Annotated in this window: 2 protein-coding genes and 2 pseudogenes; all 4 read right to left on the bottom strand. The window is 66.3% G+C overall.

All coding sequences use genetic code 11. The features are described from left to right. Nucleotide 1: 1 nt before the first annotated feature. The 4 genes and pseudogenes from HAQ05_RS20680 to HAQ05_RS20670 all read right to left on the bottom strand — a co-directional run bounded on the left by HAQ05_RS20680 (nucleotide 2) and on the right by HAQ05_RS20670 (nucleotide 23,244). Nucleotides 2-12,319 (bottom strand): non-ribosomal peptide synthetase, encoded by a 12,318-nt coding sequence (locus tag HAQ05_RS20680; RefSeq protein WP_190424042.1) that lies wholly within the window; start codon nucleotides 12,317-12,319, stop codon nucleotides 2-4. After that, nucleotides 12,316-15,444, bottom strand: a pseudogene (locus HAQ05_RS29695) (amino acid adenylation domain-containing protein); the annotation flags it as partial. The gene HAQ05_RS20680 and the pseudogene HAQ05_RS29695, both read right to left, overlap by 4 nt. Nucleotides 15,445-15,489: 45 nt before the next feature. Further along, nucleotides 15,490-20,049 (bottom strand): annotated as a pseudogene (locus HAQ05_RS29690) (amino acid adenylation domain-containing protein); the annotation flags it as partial. 48 nt (nucleotides 20,050-20,097) lie between these two features. Beyond that, nucleotides 20,098-23,244: a non-ribosomal peptide synthetase gene (locus HAQ05_RS20670; RefSeq protein ID WP_190424038.1), complete on the bottom strand. Its 3,147-nt coding sequence runs from the start codon at nucleotides 23,242-23,244 to the stop codon at nucleotides 20,098-20,100. Nucleotides 23,245-23,255 lie beyond the last annotated feature (11 nt).

Genomic DNA, 23,255 nt, shown 5'->3' with positions numbered 1-23,255 from the left:
CTCAAACCTCGAATTCATCCAGCCAGCGGGCCATGTCATCCAGGCGCTCGCGATGCTCGACCGCCGCTGCGAACAGATCGCTCGGCAGTTGCTGGGCCAACTTCTGCACGGTGACGTGATCGAAGAAAGCGTTGATCGGTAGGTGGCAGCCATGGCGTTGTTGCAGTTGCGCGCGCACTTGCATCACGCTCAGCGAATGCCCGCCCAGCTCAAAGAAGCTGTCGGTAACGCCGACCTGCTCCAGGCCCAATACTTCGGCCCAGATAGCCACCAGGGCCCGTTCGGCGTCGCTGCTCGGCGGCACATGCCCGCTCAGTGTGCCCTGCCCTTCGGGTTGCGGCAGTTGCTTGCGATCCAGCTTGCCGTTGGCCGAGAGCGGCATCGCCGGCAGTTGCATCAACCGCCACGGCACCATGTATTCAGGAACGTGCTGGGCGAGGTGAAATTTAAGCGCGGCTTCATCGGCATCGGTGCCGACCCAGTAACCCAGCAGTTGATTGTTCCGGGCAACCACCACGCATTCGCGCACCGCGTCATGGGCCAGCAACACCGCTTCGATCTCGCCCAACTCGATACGCTGGCCACGCAACTTGACCTGATGGTCGAGGCGGCCGAGGTACTCGATGGCCCCATCGGCACGCCAGCGCGCCAGGTCGCCGCTGCGATACATGCGCTCGCCAAACTCACCGTAGGGGTTGGCGACGAAGCGTTCGGCGGTCAGTGAAGGGCGACCCTGGTAACCCCGGGCCAGGTTTACCCCAGCGATGTACAACTCACCCGCCACACCCACCGGCACCGGGTTGAGGTCGGCATCGAGAATGTGGATCTGCGTGTTGGCGATGGGCCGGCCAATCGGCACGCTCTTGCCATCTTCGCGGCATGCCCAGGAAGTAACATCGATGGCCGCTTCTGTCGGGCCGTACAGGTTGTGCAACTCGCTGCCGGTTTGCGACAGCACTTGCCGTTGCAGTTCCCCAGGCAGGGCTTCACCGCTGCAAAGGATGCGCTTAAGCGAGGTGCAAACCGGCAGCTCGCCCGCCGACACGAACGCCTGGAGCATCGATGGCACGAAGTGCAGCGTGGTAATGCCATGCTCGACGATCAACTCGCGCAACGCTTGCGGATCACGGTGCGCACCGGGCGGGGCCATGACCAATGCCGCGCCGCTGAGCAGCGGCCAGAAGAATTCCCACACCGACACGTCGAAGCTGTAAGGGGTTTTTTGCAGCACCCGGTCGCTGGCGCTCAGGCCGTATTCGGCCTGCATCCATTGCAGCCGGTTGAGCAGGCCGGCGTGGCGGTTGCCGACCGCCTTGGGCTTGCCAGTGGAGCCGGAGGTGTACAGGCAGTACACGAGGTTCTCCGCGCCGATATCGACGCTCGGCGCGGTCAACGGTTGGATGCCCAGCGGCAAGCGTTCCAACGCATGCACCGGCACGCCGGCATCCCCAGCCCACTTGCCCAGCAGATGCGCCTGGGTCAACAGCAACGGGCTGCCACTGTCGGCCAACATGCCTTGCAGGCGCTCTCGCGGATGATCCGGGTCCAGCGGCAAATACGCGCCACCGGCCTTGATCACCCCCAGCAGTGCCACCACCAATTCCACCGAACGCTCAGCGCAAACGGCAACCGGCACATCCGGCCCCAGGCCCTGGCCTTGCAGCCAATGGGCCAGTTGGTTGGCGCGGGCATCCAGCTCGGCGTAGCTCAAACGGGCATCAGCGTGGACCAACGCCAAGGCATCGGGCGTGGCGCGGACCTGCTCTGCAAGCAGCGCGGGCAGGTTGGGATACTGCGGGTAGCGGATATCGGTGGCGTTCCACCCGGCGATCTGGCGAACCTCGATAGGGCTCAGCAAGGTCAGGCTCGCCAACGGGCGATTGCTGTCTTCGAACTGCTCCAGCAACCCAGCCAGGTGTTCGCTGAAACGGGCGATATCGGCTTCGGCGAAAGTGTCTTGGCGGTAGCTGAATTCGATCTGCAAGTGCGCACCGGCATGGATCACCAGGGTCAGCGGGTAGTGCGTAGTCTCGTGGCGCTGCACTGGCGAGAAACGCAAGCCGCTAGCTTCACCGAGCGCCTGTTCCACCGGGTAGTTTTCGAACACCAGCAAGGTATCGAACAGGGCCTGCCCGCCCTGCCCGGCCCAGCCCTGGATCTCGAACAACGGCGTATGTTCATGCTCGCGTAGCGCGCTGTTGAAGCTTTGCAACTGGCGCAGCCAATCGCCCAAGGGCTGCTGGGCTGGCGGCGTCTGGATAACCGGCAACGTGTTGATGAACAGCCCCAGGGTGCGTTCAGCATCGGCCAATTGCGCCGGCCGGCCGGCCACCGTGGCGCCGAACGCCACCGTGGCTTGCCCGCTATAGCGTTGTAGCAACAGGCTCCAGGCGCCTTGAACCAAGGTGTTCAAGGTGACTCGCTCGCGGCGGGCGACGGCGATCAGGCGTTCAGTCATCGCGGCGTCGCATTGCCAGTGGTGCTGGCGGTGACCACTGCCCTCACCCACGCCGGTCACGCTGTTGGCCAGCAAGGTTGGCTCGCCCAGCCCGGCCAGGCGCTCGCGCCAAAAGGCCTGGCGCTGCGCCGGGTCACGCTGTTGCAACCACTGCACGTAGTCGACGAAACGCCCCGCCACCTCGGCGGGCGGCGTGCCCCGATAGTGTTGCAAGACCTCGGCGATCAGCCGCGACGAGCTCCAGCCATCGAGCAACAAGTGATGACTGGTCAGGATCAACTGATAGCGCTGTTCACCCAAACGCACCAGCAGCACCCGTAGCAAGGGTGCGGTACCAAGGTCAAACCCAGCCTCACGTTCCTGGCCAGCCAGGTACTCGACCGCCGTTTCGCGGTCTGCTCGCTCGCGCCAGTCGAGCAGGCGTACCGGCGATGGCACGTTGCGATGCACCGCTTGCAGCGGCTGGCTCAGCCCTTCCCAGAGGAAGGCGGTACGCAGCACGTCATGCCGGGCCACGGTGATATCCCAGGCCTGGGCGAAGCGCGTGGCGTCCAGGCCGTCGATGGCCAGGCTCAACTGGTTGAGGTAATGGCTTTCGCCGGGGTTCTGCAAGGCGTGGAACAACATACCCTGCTGCAACGGCGACAACGGATAGAGCAACTCGGTATCAGCGGGTAACAGCAGGCTCTCCAGCGTGCCTTGATCCAGCCCTGCCAGTGGGAAGTCCGATGGCGTGAAGCGTTGCACGTCGGGGCTCAGGCAATGCTCGATCAACCCTTGCAGCTCAGCGCGGTACGCCTGGGCCAGCCCCTCGACCCAGGCCGAGGAAAGCCGTGCGCCGCTGTACTGCCAGTTCATCTGTAGCTCACCCTGGCGTACCTGGGCATTGATGATCAGCTCGTTGCCCAAGGGTGCATCAGCCGCCTGGTCGTCACCGCCACGCTCGGCCGCGATGCTGAACAAGCCCTGGGCATCCAAACCCCGGTCGGTCTGGCCCAGGTAGTTGAATGTGATCGACGGTTGCGGCGCCCCGGCCAGCTCGGCGCGCACCTCGGGCTCGCCAAGGTAGCGCAGGATCCCGTAACCCATGCCCTGGTCGGGTACTCGGCGCAGTTGCTCCTTGATTCCACGAATCGCCGCACCGGCTGGCGCCGAAGGGTCCGCTTGCAGGCGCACCGGATACAGGCTGGTGAACCAGCCCACGCTGCGGCTCAGGTCAACGTCGGTGTAATCGGGCGGGACTTCGCGGCCATGGCCCTCGAGGCCGACCAGCAGGCTCTCGCCACCGGTCGCGCGCAGGACTACCCGGGCCAGCGCGGTGAGCAGCAACTCATCGACGCGGCTGCGATAGGCCTGTGGCGCCTGGGTCAGCAATTGGCGCGTCAGTGGCTCGGCCAGGCGCACCTGACACTCACGCACCTGGTCGCGGCGACGGCTGCCCGTTTCATCCATCAATGGCAGGCTAGCCACGTCTGGTGCCAGGATGGCGCGCCACAAGTCCAGCTCTGCCAGGCGCGATGGCGCCTGAGCCTGGAGCACTTCGCCCCAGCGTTGGAAGGCACTGGTTTTGTTACCCAACGCCAGCGGCTGGCCGGCCTGGAGTTGGCCATAGGCGCGCTGCAGGTCTTCGAGCAAAATGCGCCAAGACACGCCGTCCACCACCAAGTGATGGGCGGCCAACAACAGGCGCTGGCCCTGCTGGCTGTCCAGCAACAGGCCGCGCAGTAAAGGGCCTTCGCTGATGTTCAAGCCGGCCTGGACGGCGCTGCAGGCGCTGGCCCATTGCGCCGCGTCGGTCACCTGCACCCGATCCAGCGGTACCGCCGCCGTATCGCCGTGGCTTTGCCGCCAGGTGCCATCGGCAGCCTGGGTAAAGCGCAGGCGCAAGGCGTCGTGGTGAGCCACCAAGGCCTGCAATGCGCCACTCAGCAACGTCGCGTCCAACGCTTCCCGCGGTTGCAGCAGTACCGACTGGTTCCAGTGCTGGCGAACGTTGATGGGGCTTTCGAAGAACCACGCCTGGATCGGCGTCAGCGCAGCAGGGCCGGTGACCGGGCCTTGTGCCTGGGCGACGCTTTTCTGGACCTTGGCCACCTGGGTGAGGCCACGGATAGTCTGTTGTTCGAAAACATCCTTGGGCGTCAACAGCACGCCGGCCTGGCGCGCGCGGCCGACCAGTTGCAGGGAGACGATAGAGTCGCCGCCCAGCTCGAAGAAATTCTGCGTGGCGCCGACCTGCCGAATGCCCAGCAACTGCTGCCAGATTCCGGCCAGCAGGGTTTCCACCTCGCCTTGAGGCGCAATGAACTCGCCGCCCTGGACATGCCAATCCGGGGTCGGCAACGCCGCCCTATCGAGCTTGCCGTTTGGCGTCACCGGCAGGCGTGGCAGCCATATCAGCCGCGCTGGGATCATGTAGTCCGGCAAATGCTCGGCCAGGGCCTGCTTGACGCGGGCTTCCAGGCTCGGCTCGTCCGCCGACACCCTGGCCACGCCATAGGCAACCAGTCGTGAACCGGTAGGCGAAGGCAAGGCCAGCACCACGCAGGTCTCGACTTCCGGGTGTTGCTGGATGCGCGCTTCGACCTCGCCGGGCTCGATGCGATAGCCGCGAATCTTGATCTGCTGGTCGATGCGCCCGACGTATTCGATCACCCCATCGGCGCCCCATAACACCCGGTCGCCGGTGCGGTACATGCGCGCGCCTGGCGCGCCGAACGGGTCTGGCACGAACCGCTCGGCGCTCATCGCCGGTCGGCCATGGTATTCACGGGCCAGGCCGCTGCCGCCCAGGTACAGCTCGCCGCTGACCCCGGCTGGCACCGGTTGCAGGCGCGCGTCGAGAATGTAGGCGCGGCGGTCGCCGACGGGGCGGCCGATGGGGGCGTAGGCTGCCAGGCAGGCCTGGCTGGCCGGCACCTTCCATACCAGTGGAGTGACCACGGTTTCGGTCGGGCCGTAGCCATTAATCAGGGTGCGCGGCGCCAGGGTGTGGCGGATGCGCTCGAAGTTGGCCTGAGGCATGGCTTCGCCGCCGAAGGAGTACAAATCCAACGCCGGGGCGCGGCCTTGGGCCTGGGCTTCTGCAGCCATCTGGGCCAGGTAGACCGGCGGGAAGCCGGCGTTGGTGACCTGCTGCTGCGCCAATGTTTGCAGGGTGCGTGCCGGCGACCACAATTCCTCATCGCGCAACACCAGGCTAGCGCCGCACGTCAACGCGGTCAGCCAGCGCTCATGGGCGCCGTCGAAGGCGAAAGAAATGAAGTGGAACTCGCGGGATTCCGCGCTCATGTCGTACACCGGCGCGGTGGCGTCGCAATGCATGGCCAGCGGGCCATGGGCCACGGCAACCCCTTTTGGCGTGCCGCTGGAGCCGGAGGTGTAGATCAGGTAGGCGAGGTTTTGCGCGTGCACTTCGACGTGGGGGGGCTGGTCGCTGTAGCCGGCCAGGTCCAACTGGTCGAGGTCGAGCAACGCCAGGCCGGGCGCTTCGGGTAGCCGCTCCAGGGCCATCTGCTCGGTGATCAACAGGCTCATGCCGCTGTCGCCCAACACGTAGCCGATACGCTCGCGGGGATAGTCCAACGCCAACGGCACGAATGCCGCACCGGCCTTGGCCACCGCCAGCAACGCCACCAACAGCCGGTTGGAGCGCTGCAAGGCCACACCGACGCGCATTTCGGCGCAGACGCCACGGGCAACCAACGCATGGGCCAGGCGGTTGGCCTGTTGCTCCAGTTCGCCACGGGTGAGGGTCTGACCGGCACAGATCAGCGCCACACGCTGCGGATCGGCCGCCGCGTGGGCGGCGATGCGTTGCTGTACGCTGGCGAAGGCGGGTGGCGCGTAGTCCGACTGGCTCCAGGCCATGAGTTGAACGTGTTCGGCATCGCTGAGCGGGCTGATCGCGGCCAACGGCTGGTGGGCATCGGCGATCAGGCCGAGCAACAGGCTATTGAGATGCCCGGCCAGCGCCTCGACTCGGGCGGCGGCGAACGCATCGCGGCGGTAGCCGAAGGTGATGTCCAGGGCTTCGCCGGCGAAGATCGCCAAGGACAGCGGATAGTGAGTCGCTTCCAGGGTACTGGACGCTTCGATGCGCACGCCGCTGCGCTGGCGTATGGCCTGATCGACCGGGTAGTTCTCGAACACCAGCAGGCTGTCGAATAGGCTTTGCCCGCTCAACCCTGCCCAACGCTGGATGTCGGCCAGCGGCGTGTGTTCGAACTCGCCGGCCTCGGCGCTTTGGGTTTGCAGCTCACGCAGCCAGTCACCCACGGCCTGGGCTGGGTCGCCACCGGCGATCACCGGCACGGTGTTGATAAACAGGCCGACCACCGCTTCGGCGCCGTCCAGGGCACTGGGCCGCCCCGATACCGTGGCGCCGAACGCCACCCGGGGTTGGCCGGTATAGGTTTGCAGCAGTAAGGTCCAGGCGCCTTGCACCACGGTGTTGAGGGTTACCCGTTGGCGCCGGGCAAACTGACGCAGGCGCTGGCTGTCGACAGCCGACAGGCCACCATGGATCACACCATGCCCAAGCGCTTCGCCAAACCCTTGGGTATCGCGGGCTGGCAGGCTCTCGGCGAGCAGCGTTGGGCCATCCAAGGCCGCCAGGCGCCCTTGCCAGTAGGCGTGAGCCGCCTGGCGATCCTGGGCGCCCAGCCAGGCAATGTAGTCGCGGTACTGGCTGCGCGGCGCCAGTGGGCGTTCGCCAGCGTAATGTTGCAGCACCTCGCCGATCAGTCGCGCGCTGCTCCAGCCATCGAGGAGGATGTGGTGGAAGGTCCAGATCATCCGGCAGCGCGTGGCGTCCAGGCGCAACAGTTGCACCCGTTGCAGCGGCAAGCGCGCCAAGTCGAAACCTTCCGCGCGCTCGGTGCGGGCCCATTCGTCCAGCGCCTGTTGGCTGAGCCCGCGCGCGTCATGCAACTGCGCCACTGCCGGGCCACGGCGCAGGACGGCTTGCAGCGGCGCGCTGAGTTCGCCCTGCCAGAGAAAGACGCTGCGCAGGGTAGCGTGCTGCTGCACGGTGGTTTCCCAGGCTTGCAGGAAGCGTTGCGGGTCGAGGCCTTCGAGCACCACGTCGATCTGGTTGACGTAGGCGGATTCGGCATCGCCTTGCAGGGTATGGAACAGCAGCCCCTGTTGCAGCGGCGAAAGCGGATACAGGTCCTCGACCTCGCGAGCCGCCAGCGGCAAGGCGTCGAGTTGGGCTTGGGTCAGCCCGGCCAATGGCACATCCGCAGGCGTCAGGGCGGCGTTTTCAGGGGCCAGGCAATGGGCAGCGAGCAGGCTCAGTTCAGCGCGCAGATCATCGAGCAGGCGTTCCAGTCGCGAGGGGCTGTAGTGCTGGGCATCGGCGCGGCCGTCGAATTGCAACTGGCCTTCCACCAGGCGCGCATTGACCGTCAGCGCGTGACTGAGCGGCGAGGCAGGGTCACGCTGGCGGCCCTGGGGTTCACTGGCCAGGGCGAACAGGCGCTGGCCGTCGAGGCTGCTGTCGTATTGACCGAGGTAGTTGAACATCACCTGCGGCGGGGCCTGCTCGGCAAGCAATGCCTGGGCGGATGCCGGGCCCAGGTAGCGCAACGCACCGTAGCCGATGCCCTTGTTCGGCACCTGGCGCAGTTGCTCCTTGACCGCCTTGATCGCCGCCCCCAGGTCGCCCAGGCCCGGGCTCAGGCGCACCGGGTACAGGCTGGTGAACCAGCCGACGCTGCGCTCGATATCCAGGCCTTCGCTGAACGGGGCGGGCAAGGCGTCGCGACCATGACCTTCCAGGGCAACGCTGAGCGAGGCCTGCTGGCTTTGTCGGCAGAGAACTCGGGCCAGGGCCACCAGCAGCAATTCATCCAGGCGCGTGCGATAAGCGCTTGGCGCTTCCTTGTGCAGGCGCCGGGTCAGTTCGCCCGGCAGGCGCATGCGACGTTCCACGGCCTGGCCTTCACAGCCCAGGGCCATTGCCGATTGCCCGGCGGTCTGCGCGCACCAGTAGTCCAGCTCATCGAGCAGCGCCGGGCTTGCCGCGAACGCCTGCAAGCGTTCACCCCATTGGGCGAAGCTGGCACCTACCGGCGCCAACGTCACCGCTTGGCCAGCGGCCTGCTGGCGATAGACGTGTTGCAAGTCTTCCACCAGCACTCGCCAGGACACGCCGTCTACCACCAAGTGATGGACCACGATCAACAGCCGCTGGCTGCCATCGCCCAAGGCCAACAAAGCGGCACGCAACAATGGGCCATTGCCCAGGTCGAGGCTGGTTTGCAGGCGCTCGGCCTCATGGAGGAAGGCCTCGGCGTCCGGGGCGTCGACTTCCACCAGCAGGTTCTCATCAGAAAACGTTGTGTAGCCTTGTTGCCAGGTGCCATGGGCATCCTGCCGGTAACGCAGGCGCAGGCTGGCGTGGTGTTCGACCAAGGCCGCAAGGCTGGCACGCAAAGGTTCGGCTTGCAGAACCTGCAACGGGCGCAGCAACGCTGACTGGTTCCAGTGCTGGCGCTGGGCAATGCCCTGGCTAAAAAAGTACTGCTGGATCGGCGTCAGCGGTGCCGGCCCGACCGTCACGCCCGGCGGCGGCTCGGCGCCCTGGCGAGCGCTACGCGCCCCATGGGCCAAGGCGGCCAGGGTCGGGTGCAGGAACAGGTCACGGGGGTTGAGCTGCCAACCGGCACGCCGCGCCCGGCTGATCACTTGCAGGGACAGAATGGAATCGCCACCCAGTTCGAAGAAGTTGTCGGCAATACCGACTTGCTCCAGGCCCAACACCTCGGCCCAAATCGCCGCCAGGGCCTGCTCGGCCTCGCTGCGCGGCGCGATATAGTCCTCGGCCGCAGCCTGCCCTTCCGGCTGCGGCAGTTGCTTGCGGTCCAGCTTGCCGTTGGCCGAGAGCGGCATGGCATCGAGCTGCACCAGGCGCCACGGCACCATGTATTCGGGGACGTGCTGGGCCAGATGGGCCTTGAGCACATCCTCTTCGGTCGCATCGCCAACCCAATAGCCGATCAGCTTGTCGTCGCGGGCAATGACCACGCTTTCCCGCACGTTGGCATGGGCCAGCAACACCGCTTCGATCTCGCCCAACTCGATACGCTGGCCACGCAACTTCACCTGATGGTCGAGGCGACCGAGGTACTCGATGGCCCCATCGGCACGCCAGCGCGCCAGGTCGCCGCTGCGATACATGCGCTCGCCAAACTCACCGTAGGGGTTGGCGACGAAGCGTTCGGCGGTCAGTGAAGGGCGACCCTGGTAACCCCGGGCCAGGTTTACCCCAGCGATGTACAACTCACCCGCCACACCCACCGGCACCGGGTTGAGGTCGGCATCGAGAATGTGGATCTGCGTGTTGGCGATGGGCCGGCCAATCGGCACGCTCTTGCCATCTTCGCGGCACGCCCAGGAAGTAACATCGATGGCCGCTTCTGTCGGGCCGTACAGGTTGTGCAATTCGCTGGCGGTTTGCGACAGCACTTGCCGTTGCAATTCCCGAGGCAGGGCTTCACCGCTGCAAAGGATGCGTTTAAGCGAGGTGCAAACCGGCAGCTCGCCCGCCGACACGAACGCCTGGAGCATCGATGGCACGAAATGCAGCGTGGTGATGCCATGCTCGACGATCAACTCACGCAACGCTTGCGGATCACGGTGCGCACCGGGCGGGGCCATGACCAATGCCGCGCCGCTGAGCAGCGGCCAGAAGAATTCCCACACCGACACGTCGAAGCTGTAAGGGGTTTTTTGCAGCACCCGGTCGCTGGCGCTCAGGCCGTATTCGGCCTGCATCCATTGCAGCCGGTTGAGCAGGCCGGCGTGGCGGTTGCCGACCGCCTTGGGCTTGCCAGTGGAGCCGGAGGTGTACAGGCAGTACACGAGGTTCTCCGCGCCGATATCGACGCTCGGCGCGGTCAACGGTTGGATGCCCAGCGGTAAGCGTTCCAACGCATGCACCGGCACGCCAGCATCCCCAGCCCATTTGCCCAGCAGATGCGCCTGGGTCAACAGCAACGGGCTGCCACTGTCGGCCAACATGCCTTGCAGGCGCTCTCGCGGATGATCCGGGTCCAGCGGCAAATACGCGCCACCGGCCTTGATCACCCCCAGCAGTGCCACCACCAATTCCACCGAACGCTCGGCGCAAACAGCAACCGGCACATCCGGCCCCACGCCCTGGCCTTGCAGCCAGTGGGCCAGTTGGTTGGCGCGGGCATCCAGCTCGGCGTAGCTCAAACGGGCATCAGCGTGGACCAATGCCAAGGCATCGGGCGTGGCGCGGACCTGCTCTGCAAGCAGCGCGGGCAGGTTGGGATATTGGGGATAGTCTTCCTGGGTCGCGTTCCAACCGGCGAGTTGCTGTTGCTCTGCCGGGGTCAGTGGCTCCAGTTCGTGCAATGCGCGCTCAGGCTGTTCCAGCAGTTGCTCGAGCAGGTGCAGGAAGTGCGCGTGCCAAGCCTGTACGGTGGATGCCTCGAACAGGTCGGTGGCGTAGCTGAAGGTCGCGGTGATCTGGCCCTGGCGGTTTTCCTCGGTGGTCAAGGCCAGGTCCAACTGCGCGGTTTCAGCGGCCTGGTCCAGCCGCTCGAAGACCAGCCCGCCCGCTTCCAACTGGCTGTCGCCGCGCTGCAAGTGGTTGAACAGCACCTGGAACAGCGGGTTGCGGCCTAGGCTGCGCTGGGGTTGCAGTGCTTCGACCAGTTGTTCGAAGGGCAAATCCTGATGGGCCTGGGCTTGCAATGCCTGCTCGCGCACGGCCTTGACCTGGCCGACAAAGGATTCATGGCGCAAGACGCGCAGCGGCCAGACTTGGGTGTTGACGAAGCAACCAATCAGGCCTTGGGTCGCGGCGGCCTGGCGATTGGCGACCGGGATGCCGACGCGCAATTCGGCCTGGCCGCACAGGCGGCTGAGCCACACGCCGTAGGCGGCGAGCAAAACCATGAACGGCGTGGCGTGTTGACCACGAGCGAACTGGCGCAAGCGGCTGCTGGTGGCGTCGGGCAACGGCTTGCCGACCCGCGCCCCGCGATAGGTAGGCAAGCCGGGACGCAGGTGATCCACCGGCAACTCCAGCACCGGCTCTTCACTGCCCAGGCGCCCGCGCCAATACGCCAGCTGTTGCTCGCTTTCCCCGGATTCCAGCCACAGGCGCTGCCAGCGCGCGTAGTCGCTGTATTGTACGTCGAGGCTGGCCAGCGGGCTGCCGGCGGCATGCAGGCGGCGGGCATAGCCGCTAGCCAGTTCTTGCACGAACAGCTCCACCGAGACCCCGTCGGCGACAATGTGGTGCAAGGTGACCAGCAAGGCGTGCCGCTCGGCGCCACAGCGCACCAGGCAAAGGCGCAGCAACGGCCCCTGGGTCAGGTCGAAGGGTCGGCCGGCCTGATCCTGGGCCAGGCGCGTCAAGGCGGCGTCCTTGGCCTGGGCCGACACATCGCTGAGGTCTTCACGCCCCAGGGTCACCGCGCAGGCATCGGCGGCATGTACACGCACCACTGGCTCGCCGCCCTCGCTGGGGAAGTCGCTGCGCAGTACGGCGTGACGGGCGACGATATCCGCCAGGGCCGCCTCCAGCGCCGCCTCGTTCAGTTCACCGGTGAGTTGCAGGCCTCCGGTGATGTGATAAGCGCTGGCCGTCGGCTCCAGCTGCCAGAGCAGCCACAGCCGGTGCTGACTGTAGGACAACGTGCACTTCGCCTCGGCGGGGGCCGGGACGATGGGCAGGCGGCGGGCATCAATGCCTTTTTCACGCAGCTGTTGCAGGAATATCCGCTGCTTTTCGGCTGGAAGAGCGTTGAGCCGTTCGGCCAGCGGCCGCAACGGATCGTCACGGTGGCTGGGGCCGTGGGCTTGGCTCAGGTCGTTCATTCAATGCGCTCCAGTTCGTTCAGCAATTGGGTCATGGCGTCCACCTCGTCTTCGGCGGCGTGCGCCGGAATGTGCTCCAGGTGCCGAGCGAGCGCCTCGACCGTCGGTGTGTCGAACACCGCGCCGAGGCGAATCTGTACGCCTAACCGGTGTCGGATCTGCGAGGCCAGGCGGGTTGCGAGCAACGAATGCCCACCCAGCTCGAAAAAGTCATCCGTCACACCGACCCGCTCCACGCCCAGCACCTCGGACCAGATCCTGGCCAGGTCGCGTTCGGCGTCATTGCGGGGTTCGACATAGCCAATAGCAGCGGCCTGCGCCTCGACCTGCGGCAACTGCTTGCGATCCAGCTTGCCATTGGCCGAGAGCGGCATCGCCGGCAGTTGCATCAACCGCCACGGCACCATGTATTCAGGAACGTGCTGGGCGAGGTGAAATTTAAGCGCGGCTTCATCGGCATCGGTGCCGACCCAGTAACCCAGCAGTTGATTGTTCCGGGCAACCACCACGCATTCGCGCACCGCGTCATGGGCCAGCAACACCGCTTCGATCTCGCCCAACTCGATACGCTGGCCACGCAACTTCACCTGATGGTCGAGGCGACCGAGGTACTCGATGGCCCCATCGGCACGCCAGCGCGCCAGGTCGCCGCTGCGATACATGCGCTCGCCAAACTCACCGTAGGGGTTGGCGACGAAGCGTTCGGCGGTCAGTGAAGGGCGACCCTGGTAACCCCGGGCCAGGTTTACCCCAGCGATGTACAACTCACCCGCCACACCCACCGGCACCGGGTTGAGGTCGGCATCGAGAATGTGGATCTGCGTGTTGGCGATGGGCCGGCCAATCGGCACGCTCTTGCCATCTTCGCGGCACGCCCAGGAAGTAACATCGATGGCCGCTTCTGTCGGGCCGTACAGGTTGTGCAACTCGCTGGCGGTTTGCGACAGCACTTGCCGTTGCAGTTCCCCAGGCAGGGCTTCACCGCTGCAAAGGATGCGCTTAAGCGAGGTGCAAACCGGCAGCTCGCCCGCCGACACGAACGCCTGGAGCATCGATGGCACGAAATGCAGGGTGGTGATGCCATGCTCGACGATCAGCTCGCGCAACGCTTGCGGATCACGGTGCGCACCGGGCGGGGCCATGACCAATGCCGCGCCGCTGAGCAGCGGCCAGAAGAATTCCCACACCGACACGTCGAAGCTGTAAGGGGTTTTTTGCAGCACCCGGTCGCTGGCGCTCAGGCCGTATTCGGCCTGCATCCATTGCAGCCGGTTGAGCAGGCCGGCGTGGCGGTTGCCGACCGCCTTGGGCTTGCCAGTGGAGCCGGAGGTGTACAGGCAGTACACGAGGTTCTCCGGGCCGATATCGACGCTCGGCGCGGTCAACGGTTGGATGCCCAGCGGCAAGCGTTCCAACGCATGCACCGGCACGCCGGCATCCCCAGCCCATTTGCCCAGCAGATGCGCCTGGGTCAACAGCAACGGGCTGCCACTGTCGGCCAACATGCCTTGCAGGCGCTCTCGCGGATGATCCGGGTCCAGCGGCAAATACGCGCCACCGGCCTTGATCACCCCCAGCAGTGCCACCACCAATTCCACCGAACGCTCAGCGCAAACGGCAACCGGCACATCCGGCCCCACGCCTTGGCTTTGCAGCCAATGGGCCAGTTGGTTGGCGCGGGCATCCAGCTCGGCGTAGCTCAAACGGGCATCAGCGTAGACCAACGCCAAGGCATCGGGCGTGGCGCGGACCTGCTCTGCAATCAGCGCGGGCAGGTTCCGGTATTGCGGGTAGCGGACGCTGGTGGCATTCAACTCCGACAACTGACGTAGTTCCGCCGTATCCAGCATGCGCAGCTCGCCGAGGCGCAGCGTGGACGCCCCCTGCACCTGGGATGCCATAGCCAGCAGCAGGTTTTTGAAATGCTCACCGAGGCGAACCACGCTGGCCGCATCGAAGGCGCCTAGCAAGTAACTCAACTGCACGTTCAGCGTATCGCCGGCATGGATCACCACGGTCAGCGGGTAATGGGTGGTTTCCCGCGAGATTACCTGGCCGAACCGCACGCCACTGCCGCTGCGCAAGGCGCTGTCCACCGGGTAGTTTTCGAATACCAGCACGCTGTCGAACAACGCCTGGCCGCCCTGCCCGGCCCAGCGCTGGATATCGAACAGTGGCGTGTGCTCATGCTCGCGGACCGCCAGGTTCAGCGATTGCAGCTCGCGCAGCCAGTCGCCCAGTAAACGCCCGGGGCCGGGCGCCTGGATGATCGGCAAGGTATTGATGAACAGCCCAAGCACGCGCTCGGCATCGGCCAACGCAGCCGGGCGCCCGGCCACGGTGGCGCCGAAGGCAACGCTACGCTGCCCGGTGTAGCGCTGCAAAAGCAGGCTCCAGGCACCTTGCATCAAGGTATTCAGGGTCACTCGCTCGCGGCGCGCAAACGCCGCCAACGCCGAGGTAACACTTGCGTCCAGTTGCAGGCGCAGGTCGCCATGCCCAGCCTGGGCCGGCACCGCTGGCAAGGCATCGGCCAGCCGGGTCGGTTCATCCAGTTGGCGCAATTGTTCGCTCCAGAACCCGTGGCTCGCGGTGGCGTCCTGGCGGGCCAGCCAGGCCAAGTAATCCCTGTAGCGGCTGGCGCTCGCGGTGGGCGATTCACCTCGGTAATGCAGCAGCACTTCTTCGATCAACTGCGCCGTGGCCCAGCCGTCGAGAAGAATGTGATGGCGGGTCCAGATCAGCTGGTAATCGCTTTCGCCCAGGCGTACCAGCAACACCCGTTGCAGCGGCGGCTGGCGCAGATCAAAGCCTTGGTCGCGCTGGGCATCGGCCAGTTCGGCCAGGTCCAGGCGAGCCTGTGCGGCGGATCGTGTGCGCCAATCCAAGTGCCGCACCGGCGATGGCAGTTGGCGATGGATCCATTGCAGTGGCTGCGGCAAGTCGCCTTCCCAGGCGAAACCGGCGCGCAGGATCGCGTGCTCCTCGGTAACCCGCTCCCAGGCCGCGGCGAAACGCGGGCCGTCGACATCGCTCAGGGGCACGCAGACCTGGTTCACATAGGCGCTGCTGGCCCCGCCTTGCAGGGAGTGAAAGAGCATGCCCTGTTGCAGCGGCGACAAAGGGTAAAGGTCTTCGAGGTCGGCGGCGGCCACCGGCAGCGCGTCCAATTGCGACTGGCTGACGCTCGCCAGGGGGAAGTCCGAGGGCGTGACCCCCGCAGCATCGGGGCTCAAACAATGGTCGATCAACTCGCCCAAGGTTGCCAGGTAGCGCTCGGCCAAGGCTTGCACCACCTCGCTATCGAAGCGCTCTGTGCCGTAGCGCCAGCTCAGTTGCAGGCAGCCGTCGCGCACCTGGCCGGTGATGACCCATTCGCTGTCGGCGTCGGCGCTCGGGTCCAGGGACGCGCCAAGGCTTTCTTCGGCCCAGGCAAACAGGCCGCCAGCCGAGCGGCCTGGGTCGAACTGGCCGAGGTAGTTGAAGGTGACTTGCGGGGCCTCCCGGGCCGCCAGTTGGCCAGCCAGCGCGTCCTCGCCCAGGTAGCGCAACATGCCATAGCCAAGGCCTTGGCCGGGCACTTGGCGCAGTTGCTCCTTGATGGCCTTGATGATTTGCGCGGGCGATTCACTGCCAGGCGCCAGTTGCAGCGGGTACAGGGCAGTGAACCAGCCCACGCTGCGGCTCAGGTCCAGGTCCGCGGGGGCATCCGCCCCTGGCGTGCGGCCGTGGCCTTCGAGGAGGATGTCCACCGCCGGCTGGCCGCTCCATTGGCACAACGTCTGGGCCAGCCCGGCCAACAGCAGCTCGTCGATGCGTGTGCGATAAGCGCCGTGGGCCGCGCCCAGCAGTGCACGGGTGCGCACCGGGTCGAGTTGCATGCGCACGTGGGCCGTGGCGCCGAGGGCACGGCTGCCTTGCGGGCGTTGCACGCTCAACGCAGTGGCTGGCGTCTCGGCATAAGCCTGCCAGTAGGCTTGCTCGGTGTTGTCCAGGCCCTGATGCGCCCAATGCCTGAGGTACTCGCCCCAAGCCTTGAAGCTGCTGGTACGCGGGGCGAGCCCCAGGGGCGAACCGGCCAACGCCTGGGTATAGAGCTGCGCCAGGTCTTCGAGAAGGATGCGCCAGGACACGCCGTCCACCACCAAGTGATGAGCGACCAATAACAGACGTTGTTCTCCATCGCCCAACTGCATCAGCAACGCCTTGAACAGTGGGCCTTGGCCCAGATCGAAACCACGCTGGGCTTCTTCGCACAGTGCCCTGATCGCCTCGGGTTCGGGGCCGCTCAGGGTCTGGCAATCCAGCAGCGAGGCTGTGCCGTTCCCATGGCTGGCGCACCAGCGGCCCCCGACGCGCTGGAATTGCAGGCGCAGGGCGTCGTGATGAGCGAACAGCGCCAGCAGCGCCTCGCCCAACGCGGGAGGTGCCAGGTTTTGCAGCGGTCGCAGCAGCAACGCCTGGTTCCAGTGGCCTGGGACCGGCACCGCCTGGGCGAAGAAATGCGCCTGGATCGGCGTGATCGGCGCCTCGCCCTGCCCCGCAGCGCTGTCGACGCGGGCCTGATCCAAGGGCACGGCGACTCGCGCCAGGGCAGCGATATGTTGATGTTCGAACAGGTCACGGGGGTTGAGCTGCCAACCGGCACGCCGCGCCCGGCTGATCACTTGCAGGGACAGAATGGAATCGCCACCCAGTTCGAAGAAGTTGTCGGCAATACCGACTTGCTCCAGGCCCAACACCTCGGCCCAGATCGCCGCCAGGGCCTGCTCGGCCTCGCTGCGCGGCGCGATATAGTCCTCGGCCGCAGCCTGCCCTTCCGGCTGCGGCAGTTGCTTGCGGTCCAGCTTGCCGTTGGCCGAGAGCGGCATGGCATCGAGCTGCACCAGGCGCCACGGCACCATGTATTCGGGGACGTGCTGGGCCAGATGGGCCTTGAGCACTTCCTCTTCGGTCGCATCGCCAACCCAATAGCCGATCAGCTTGTCGTCGCGGGCAATGACCACGCTTTCCCGCACGTTGGCATGGGCCAGCAACACCGCTTCGATCTCGCCCAACTCGATACGCTGGCCACGCAACTTGACCTGATGGTCGAGGCGGCCGAGGTACTCGATGGCCCCATCGGCACGCCAGCGCGCCAGGTCGCCGCTGCGATACATGCGCTCGCCAAGCGCACCATAGGGGTTAGCAACGAAGCGTTCAGCGGTCAGTGAAGGGCGACCCTGATAACCCCGGGCCAGGTTTACCCCAGCGATGTACAACTCACCCGCCACACCCACCGGCACCGGGTTGAGGTCGGCATCGAGAATGTGGATCTGCGTGTTGGCGATGGGCCGGCCAATCGGCACGCTCTTGCCATCTTCGCGGCACGCCCAGGAAGTAACATCGATGGCCGCTTCTGTCGGGCCGTACAGGTTGTGCAACTCGCTGGCGGTTTGCGACAGCACTTGCCGTTGCAGTTCCCCAGGCAGGGCTTCACCGCTGCAAAGGATGCGCTTAAGCGAGGTGCAAACCGGCAGCTCGCCCGCCGACACGAACGCCTGGAGCATCGATGGCACGAAATGCAGGGTGGTGATGCCATGCTCGACGATCAGCTCGCGCAACGCTTGCGGATCACGGTGCGCACCGGGCGGGGCCATGACCAATGCCGCGCCGCTGAGCAGCGGCCAGAAGAATTCCCACACCGACACGTCGAAGCTGTAAGGGGTTTTTTGCAGCACCCGGTCGCTGGCGCTCAGGCCGTATTCGGCCTGCATCCATTGCAGCCGGTTGAGCAGGCCGGCGTGGCGGTTGCCGACCGCCTTGGGCTTGCCAGTGGAGCCGGAGGTGTACAGGCAGTACACGAGGTTCTCCGGGCCGATATCGACGCTCGGCGCGGTCAACGGTTGGATGCCCAGCGGCAAGCGTTCCAACGCATGCACCGGCACGCCGGCATCCCCAGCCCATTTGCCCAGCAGATGCGCCTGGGTCAACAGCAACGGGCTGCCACTGTCGGCCAACATGCCTTGCAGGCGCTCTCGCGGATGATCCGGGTCCAGCGGCAAATACGCGCCACCGGCCTTGATCACCCCCAGCAGTGCCACCACCAATTCCACCGAACGCTCGGCGCAAACGGCAACCGGCACATCCGGCCCCACGCCCTGGCCTTGCAGCCAATGGGCCAGTTGGTTGGCGCGGGCATCCAGCTCGGCGTAGCTCAAACGGGCATCAGCGTAGACCAACGCCAAGGCATCGGGCGTGGCGCGGACCTGCTCTGCAAGCAGCGCGGGCAGGTTGGGGTGCTGCGGGTAGCGGACATCGGTGGCGTTCCACGCGCCCAATTGTTCCAGCTCAGCAACGCCCAGCAGTGGCAGGCTGAACACCGAACGGTCGGGCGCGGCAACCATGCCCTGCAACAACTGGCATAGGTTCTGAGCAAGCCGGTCGATAGTCGTGGCGTCATAGCGCGCGGTGGCGTACTCCAGCCGGCAATCGATGCCGTCGGGGCTGGCGATGACGTCCAGGCTCAGGTCGAAGCGCGCGCTTTCCAGCTCGATGTCCAACACCTGCACGTGCAACCCCGGCAACTGCAAGGCCTGGGCGTCGCGGGAATGGCGGAAGTTGAACAACACCTGGAACAGCGCCGTGTGATGCAGGTCGCGGGTCAGGTTCAAGCCGTCCAGCACGCACTCGAACGGGAAATCCGCCTGTTCCAGCGCGATGCGGCTTTCATCGCGCAGGCGGCCGCACAGGTTTCGGGTGGTCAAGTGTGGCTCGAGCCGGGCACGGTAGACCTGGGTGTTGACGAAGAAGCCGACGATGTCTTGCACTTGGGCATGGCTGCGGGCGGCGTTGGGCACGCCGACGGCGAAGTCGCGCTGGCCGCTGTAGCGCGCCAGCAACACCTGCCAGGCGCCAAGCAACAACACGAATGGCGAGCAGTGTTGCTGGCGGCAGAATTCACGCACTGCCCGGGCGGTGGCGGCCGGCACGCGAACATCGCGCCGCGCGGCTTCACGGCGTGGCGCGGCGCTAGGTGGCCGGTCGCTGGGCAGTTCCAGCACGGGCACGTCCCGGCCCAGATATTCGCGCCAATACGCCTGGCCTTCGGCGGCGCCCTGGCCGGCAAAGCGCTGGCGCTGCCAGGTCGCGTAGTCAGCGTAATCCAGGGGCAGGCTCGGCAATGCCCGGTCATTGCCGCCCAATGCCGTGGCATAGGCCCGGCCTAGGTCGGCGATCAGCAGCGGGTTGGACCAGGCATCGGCGACGATATGGTGCAGGCATAACAGCAACACCGCGCCCTCCTCGCCGCACAACAGGCTGCCCCGCAGCAGCGGCGCCTGGCCGAGGTCGAACGGCATGGCGACGCGCTGGCGCAGTTCCGCTTCCAGGTTAGCGTTGGCTGGCAGGTTCACGCATTCGAGTTGGAAATCCACCCTTGGCTCGATAACCTGCATCGGCAGGTCATCGACCAGCACGAAGCGGGTGCGCAGGCTGGCGTGGCGTTCGATCAGCCGGCGCAAGGCGGCCTGCAATGCCGAAACATCCGGCTGGCCATGAATCCGTAGCGCTCGTGCCGAGTTATAGGCCGGGCTGTCCACTTCGTATTGTTGGAGAAACCACAAGCGGCGCTGGGCGAACGACAGCGGCGCCGGCCCATTCTCGGTGCGTCGGCCCGGCCCCGTGGGTGCGGCTGGCGCTTCATCATCAAGTAACAGGGCAAGCAGTTCGTCGCGGTCGATATCGGTCATGGTCAATCCAATCCGGAATAGAGGGGGCCGGCCTGAGCCGGCCCATTGTCAGTGGGCCGCCAAGCCTTTGGTGGCGCGGGCCTTAGCCAACAGCTCGGCGCGTTGCTGGTCGCTGAGGCTGTCCAGTTCGCGGCGCAGGCGGGCGACCTTTTCCAGGCGCGCCGGGTCGGCAAGTTCGCCAAGGGCCACGGCCAGCCCGGCCGCGCTGGGGTGGTCGAAGACCAGGCCCGGGGGGGCTTCGACCTTGAACATCGTGCGCAAGCGCGCCACCAGCTTGATCACCAGCAGCGAGTGGCCACCGGCTTCGAAGAAGTCGTCGTCCACGCCCAAGGCGGTCGGCGCACAGCCGAGCAGTTCAGCCATGGCATCGCGCAGGCTGGCTTCCAGCTCGCTGGCCGGCGCACGGGCGGGTTGACGACGCGCCAGTTGGCCGGGATCGGGCAAGGCGTGGCGATCGACCTTACCGTTAGGCAGGCGGGGCAGGCTCGGCAACGCCAGCAGGCGCGCCGGGCACATCGCTTCGGGCAGACGCTCGGCCAAGGCCGCCGGCAACTGTTGCAGGGCATCGGCGGCAGCGCCTGGGGCGAGCACCACGTAGGCAATCAGGCTGGCCGCGCCCTCGCTGGGCGACCACAGCCGGGCCAGGGCCTGGTCAACGCCAGGCAAGGTCAACAATGCCGCTTCGATTTCACCCAGCTCGATGCGCTGGCCCCGCACCTTGACCTGATGGTCCTGGCGGCCGACCAGTTGCAAGCCGCCCTCGGCGCGATACCGGCCCAGATCGCCGGAGCGATAAAGGCGTTGGCCCGGCACAAAGGGGTCGCCAACGAAGCGTTCGGCATTGGCTTCGCCCAGGTAGCCTCGGCAGAGCTGCGCGCCGCCGATGTACAACTCGCCCAAGGCACCGGTGGGCACCAGGCGCAGGCGATCGTCGAGCAGGTACACCCGGTTGCCGTCGAGGACGCGGCTCAGCGGCACCCGGTCATCGCGGTCCGGCGCCTCGGCCCGTAGTGGGTGAAACAGCACGCCGACGGTGGTTTCGGTGGGGCCGTAGTGGTTGAACAGGCGCAACGCCGGCGCTTGGGCGAACAGTTGCTCGACCAGCCGGCGCGGCGTGGCTTCGCCGCCGAGGATCAGCGTGCCGGGCAGGGGTGGTACGTCGCCTTCGAGCAAGGCCGCCAGGTGCGACGGCACGAATTTCGCCACATCCGGACGCTCCCGAACCAGGAAGCGGCTGAACGCGGCACCCTCGGCAAGGTCGTCCGGGGCGGCGATGACCAGCTCGGCGCCAACTTGGCAGGCGCCGAACAGCAAGGTATGGCCCAGGTCGACGGTCAACGGGCTGGTCAAGGCCAGGCGCATGCCGGGTTCCAGGCCCAACGCCGCGCAGGCCGCCTGGGCGTAGTTGCGCAGCGCGCCATGTTCGATGAGCACGCCTTTCGGCGCCCCGGTCGAGCCGGAGGTAAACAACAGGTACGCCACGTGATGATCACTGAGGTGCGGTGGCTGGAACGGCAGTTCAGCATCGTTTGCCGCCTGCTCCAGGCGGGCGCTCGGCCATGGGCCTTGGGCGCTGCTGGAGGCCGGGTCGCACAGCACCAGGGCTGGGGCGGCGCGGGCCAGCAGGGCATTACGGCGTTCGTCCGGCCAGGCCGGGTCCAGCGGCAAGTAGTAAGCGCCGGCGCTGAGGGCGGCCAGGATATGCAGCACGCCTAGCAGCGAGCGTTCGCTCTCGATGGCCACACACTGCCCGACGCCGACGCCCCGACCTTGCAACCAGCCGGCCATGCGCGTGACCGTCTGCTGCAACTCGGCGTAATTCAGGCGCTGCAGGCCATCGCTGAGGGCCATGGCCTGTGGGGTTTGCTGGGCATGGTGGGCGAGGCGTTGCGGCAACCACTCACCGTTTGCAAGGGGCTGGTTCGGGGCGAGTGCCAGCAGGCGTTGGCGCTCCCCTGCCCCAATCGGTTCCAGGTCGGCCAGGGCAATGGCGCCGTCGGCCGGTAGGGTTTCCAGCAGTGTGCGGAATTGTTCGAGCAGCACTTCGAGGCTGGCAACGCTGTACACAGCGCTGTCGGCTTCAATGTTCAGGTGCAGGGTTTCGCCCCAGGCGCGGGCGCGCAGGAGCAGTTCGAACGCCGGGCGGCTTGGGGAGGCAAGTATCTGGCGGGGCGCGATGCGCGCCTGTTCGAAGACGAACCCCGCCAACAGCGGCGCGGTGCTGGTGGGCGCCTCGATTGGGCAGTATTCCTGCCAGCCGAGATGGTCGCCCAGGCGACCTTCGGCCTGCTGCAACCATTCGGCGAAGCGGCACGCCGGGTCCAGCTCGATTCGCAACGGCAGGATTTTCTCGAACACGCCCAGGGTGTGTTCGAAGTGATCATAGTCGCCACGGCAATCGTGCAGCCAACCGCCAACAAAGCCCTGCTGGCCACTTAGGCGACCCAACAGCGCCCACCACAGGCCTTGCAGTACGAAGGCCAGGGGTTGGCCGAGGCGATCCGCCAAGGCCTGGGCGGCGCCCAGTTGTGATCCCGGCAATTCGAGCTGCACGTTCAGGCGCCCCGCCTGAGCCGTCGCCGGGTTGCCACGCAGACCGAGGTGCAAGGCAGCGCCCTGGGCAGGATCGACCTGGGCGTGTTGCCAATAGGCACGGCCTTGGGCAGCATCTTCGTCGGCGGCCATGTCCTGGCGCCATTGCACGTAGTGTTCATAGCCCACGTCGCTGGCGACCGGCGTTTCGCCGCGTGCCAATGCCAGCACATCAGCGGCCAAGCGCTCCAGGCTCGGTGGGTCCAGGGCCAAGGCGGCGGCCACGAATTCCACTTCGAACGCGCCATCCGCCAGCGCCCGCCGGCTGACCGCCAGCACTTCGTCTTGTTCCAGCGCCAAGGGCGGCGCCGTGATGTTCAGTTCAACCCATCGCACCGCGCCGCCCTGCTGCGGCAGGGCCTGGCGCCAGCCCCGGAAACCGGGGACTTGCAGCCAACGCGCGCCAAGAATCGGCTTGCTTGCCGCGTATCGTTGCAGCGCCGCATGGATGTTCGCCGTCCCGTCCACCGCGGTCATCGCCAGGCGCAGCCGGTGGCTGCCCGCGTCAGGGCGCGAAGGGTCGTGGCCGAGCAGGCAGGCGCGCTGCTCGGGGCTCAAGGCCAGGGTGTGTGGCGCGGGCAAATCAAGGCTCAAATCGTTCATCGGAGATGTCC

This window comes from Pseudomonas typographi (genome assembly GCF_014694385.1).
Lineage (GTDB): Bacteria > Pseudomonadota > Gammaproteobacteria > Pseudomonadales > Pseudomonadaceae > Aquipseudomonas > Aquipseudomonas typographi.
This window is presented reverse-complemented; position numbering and strand designations above follow the sequence as displayed.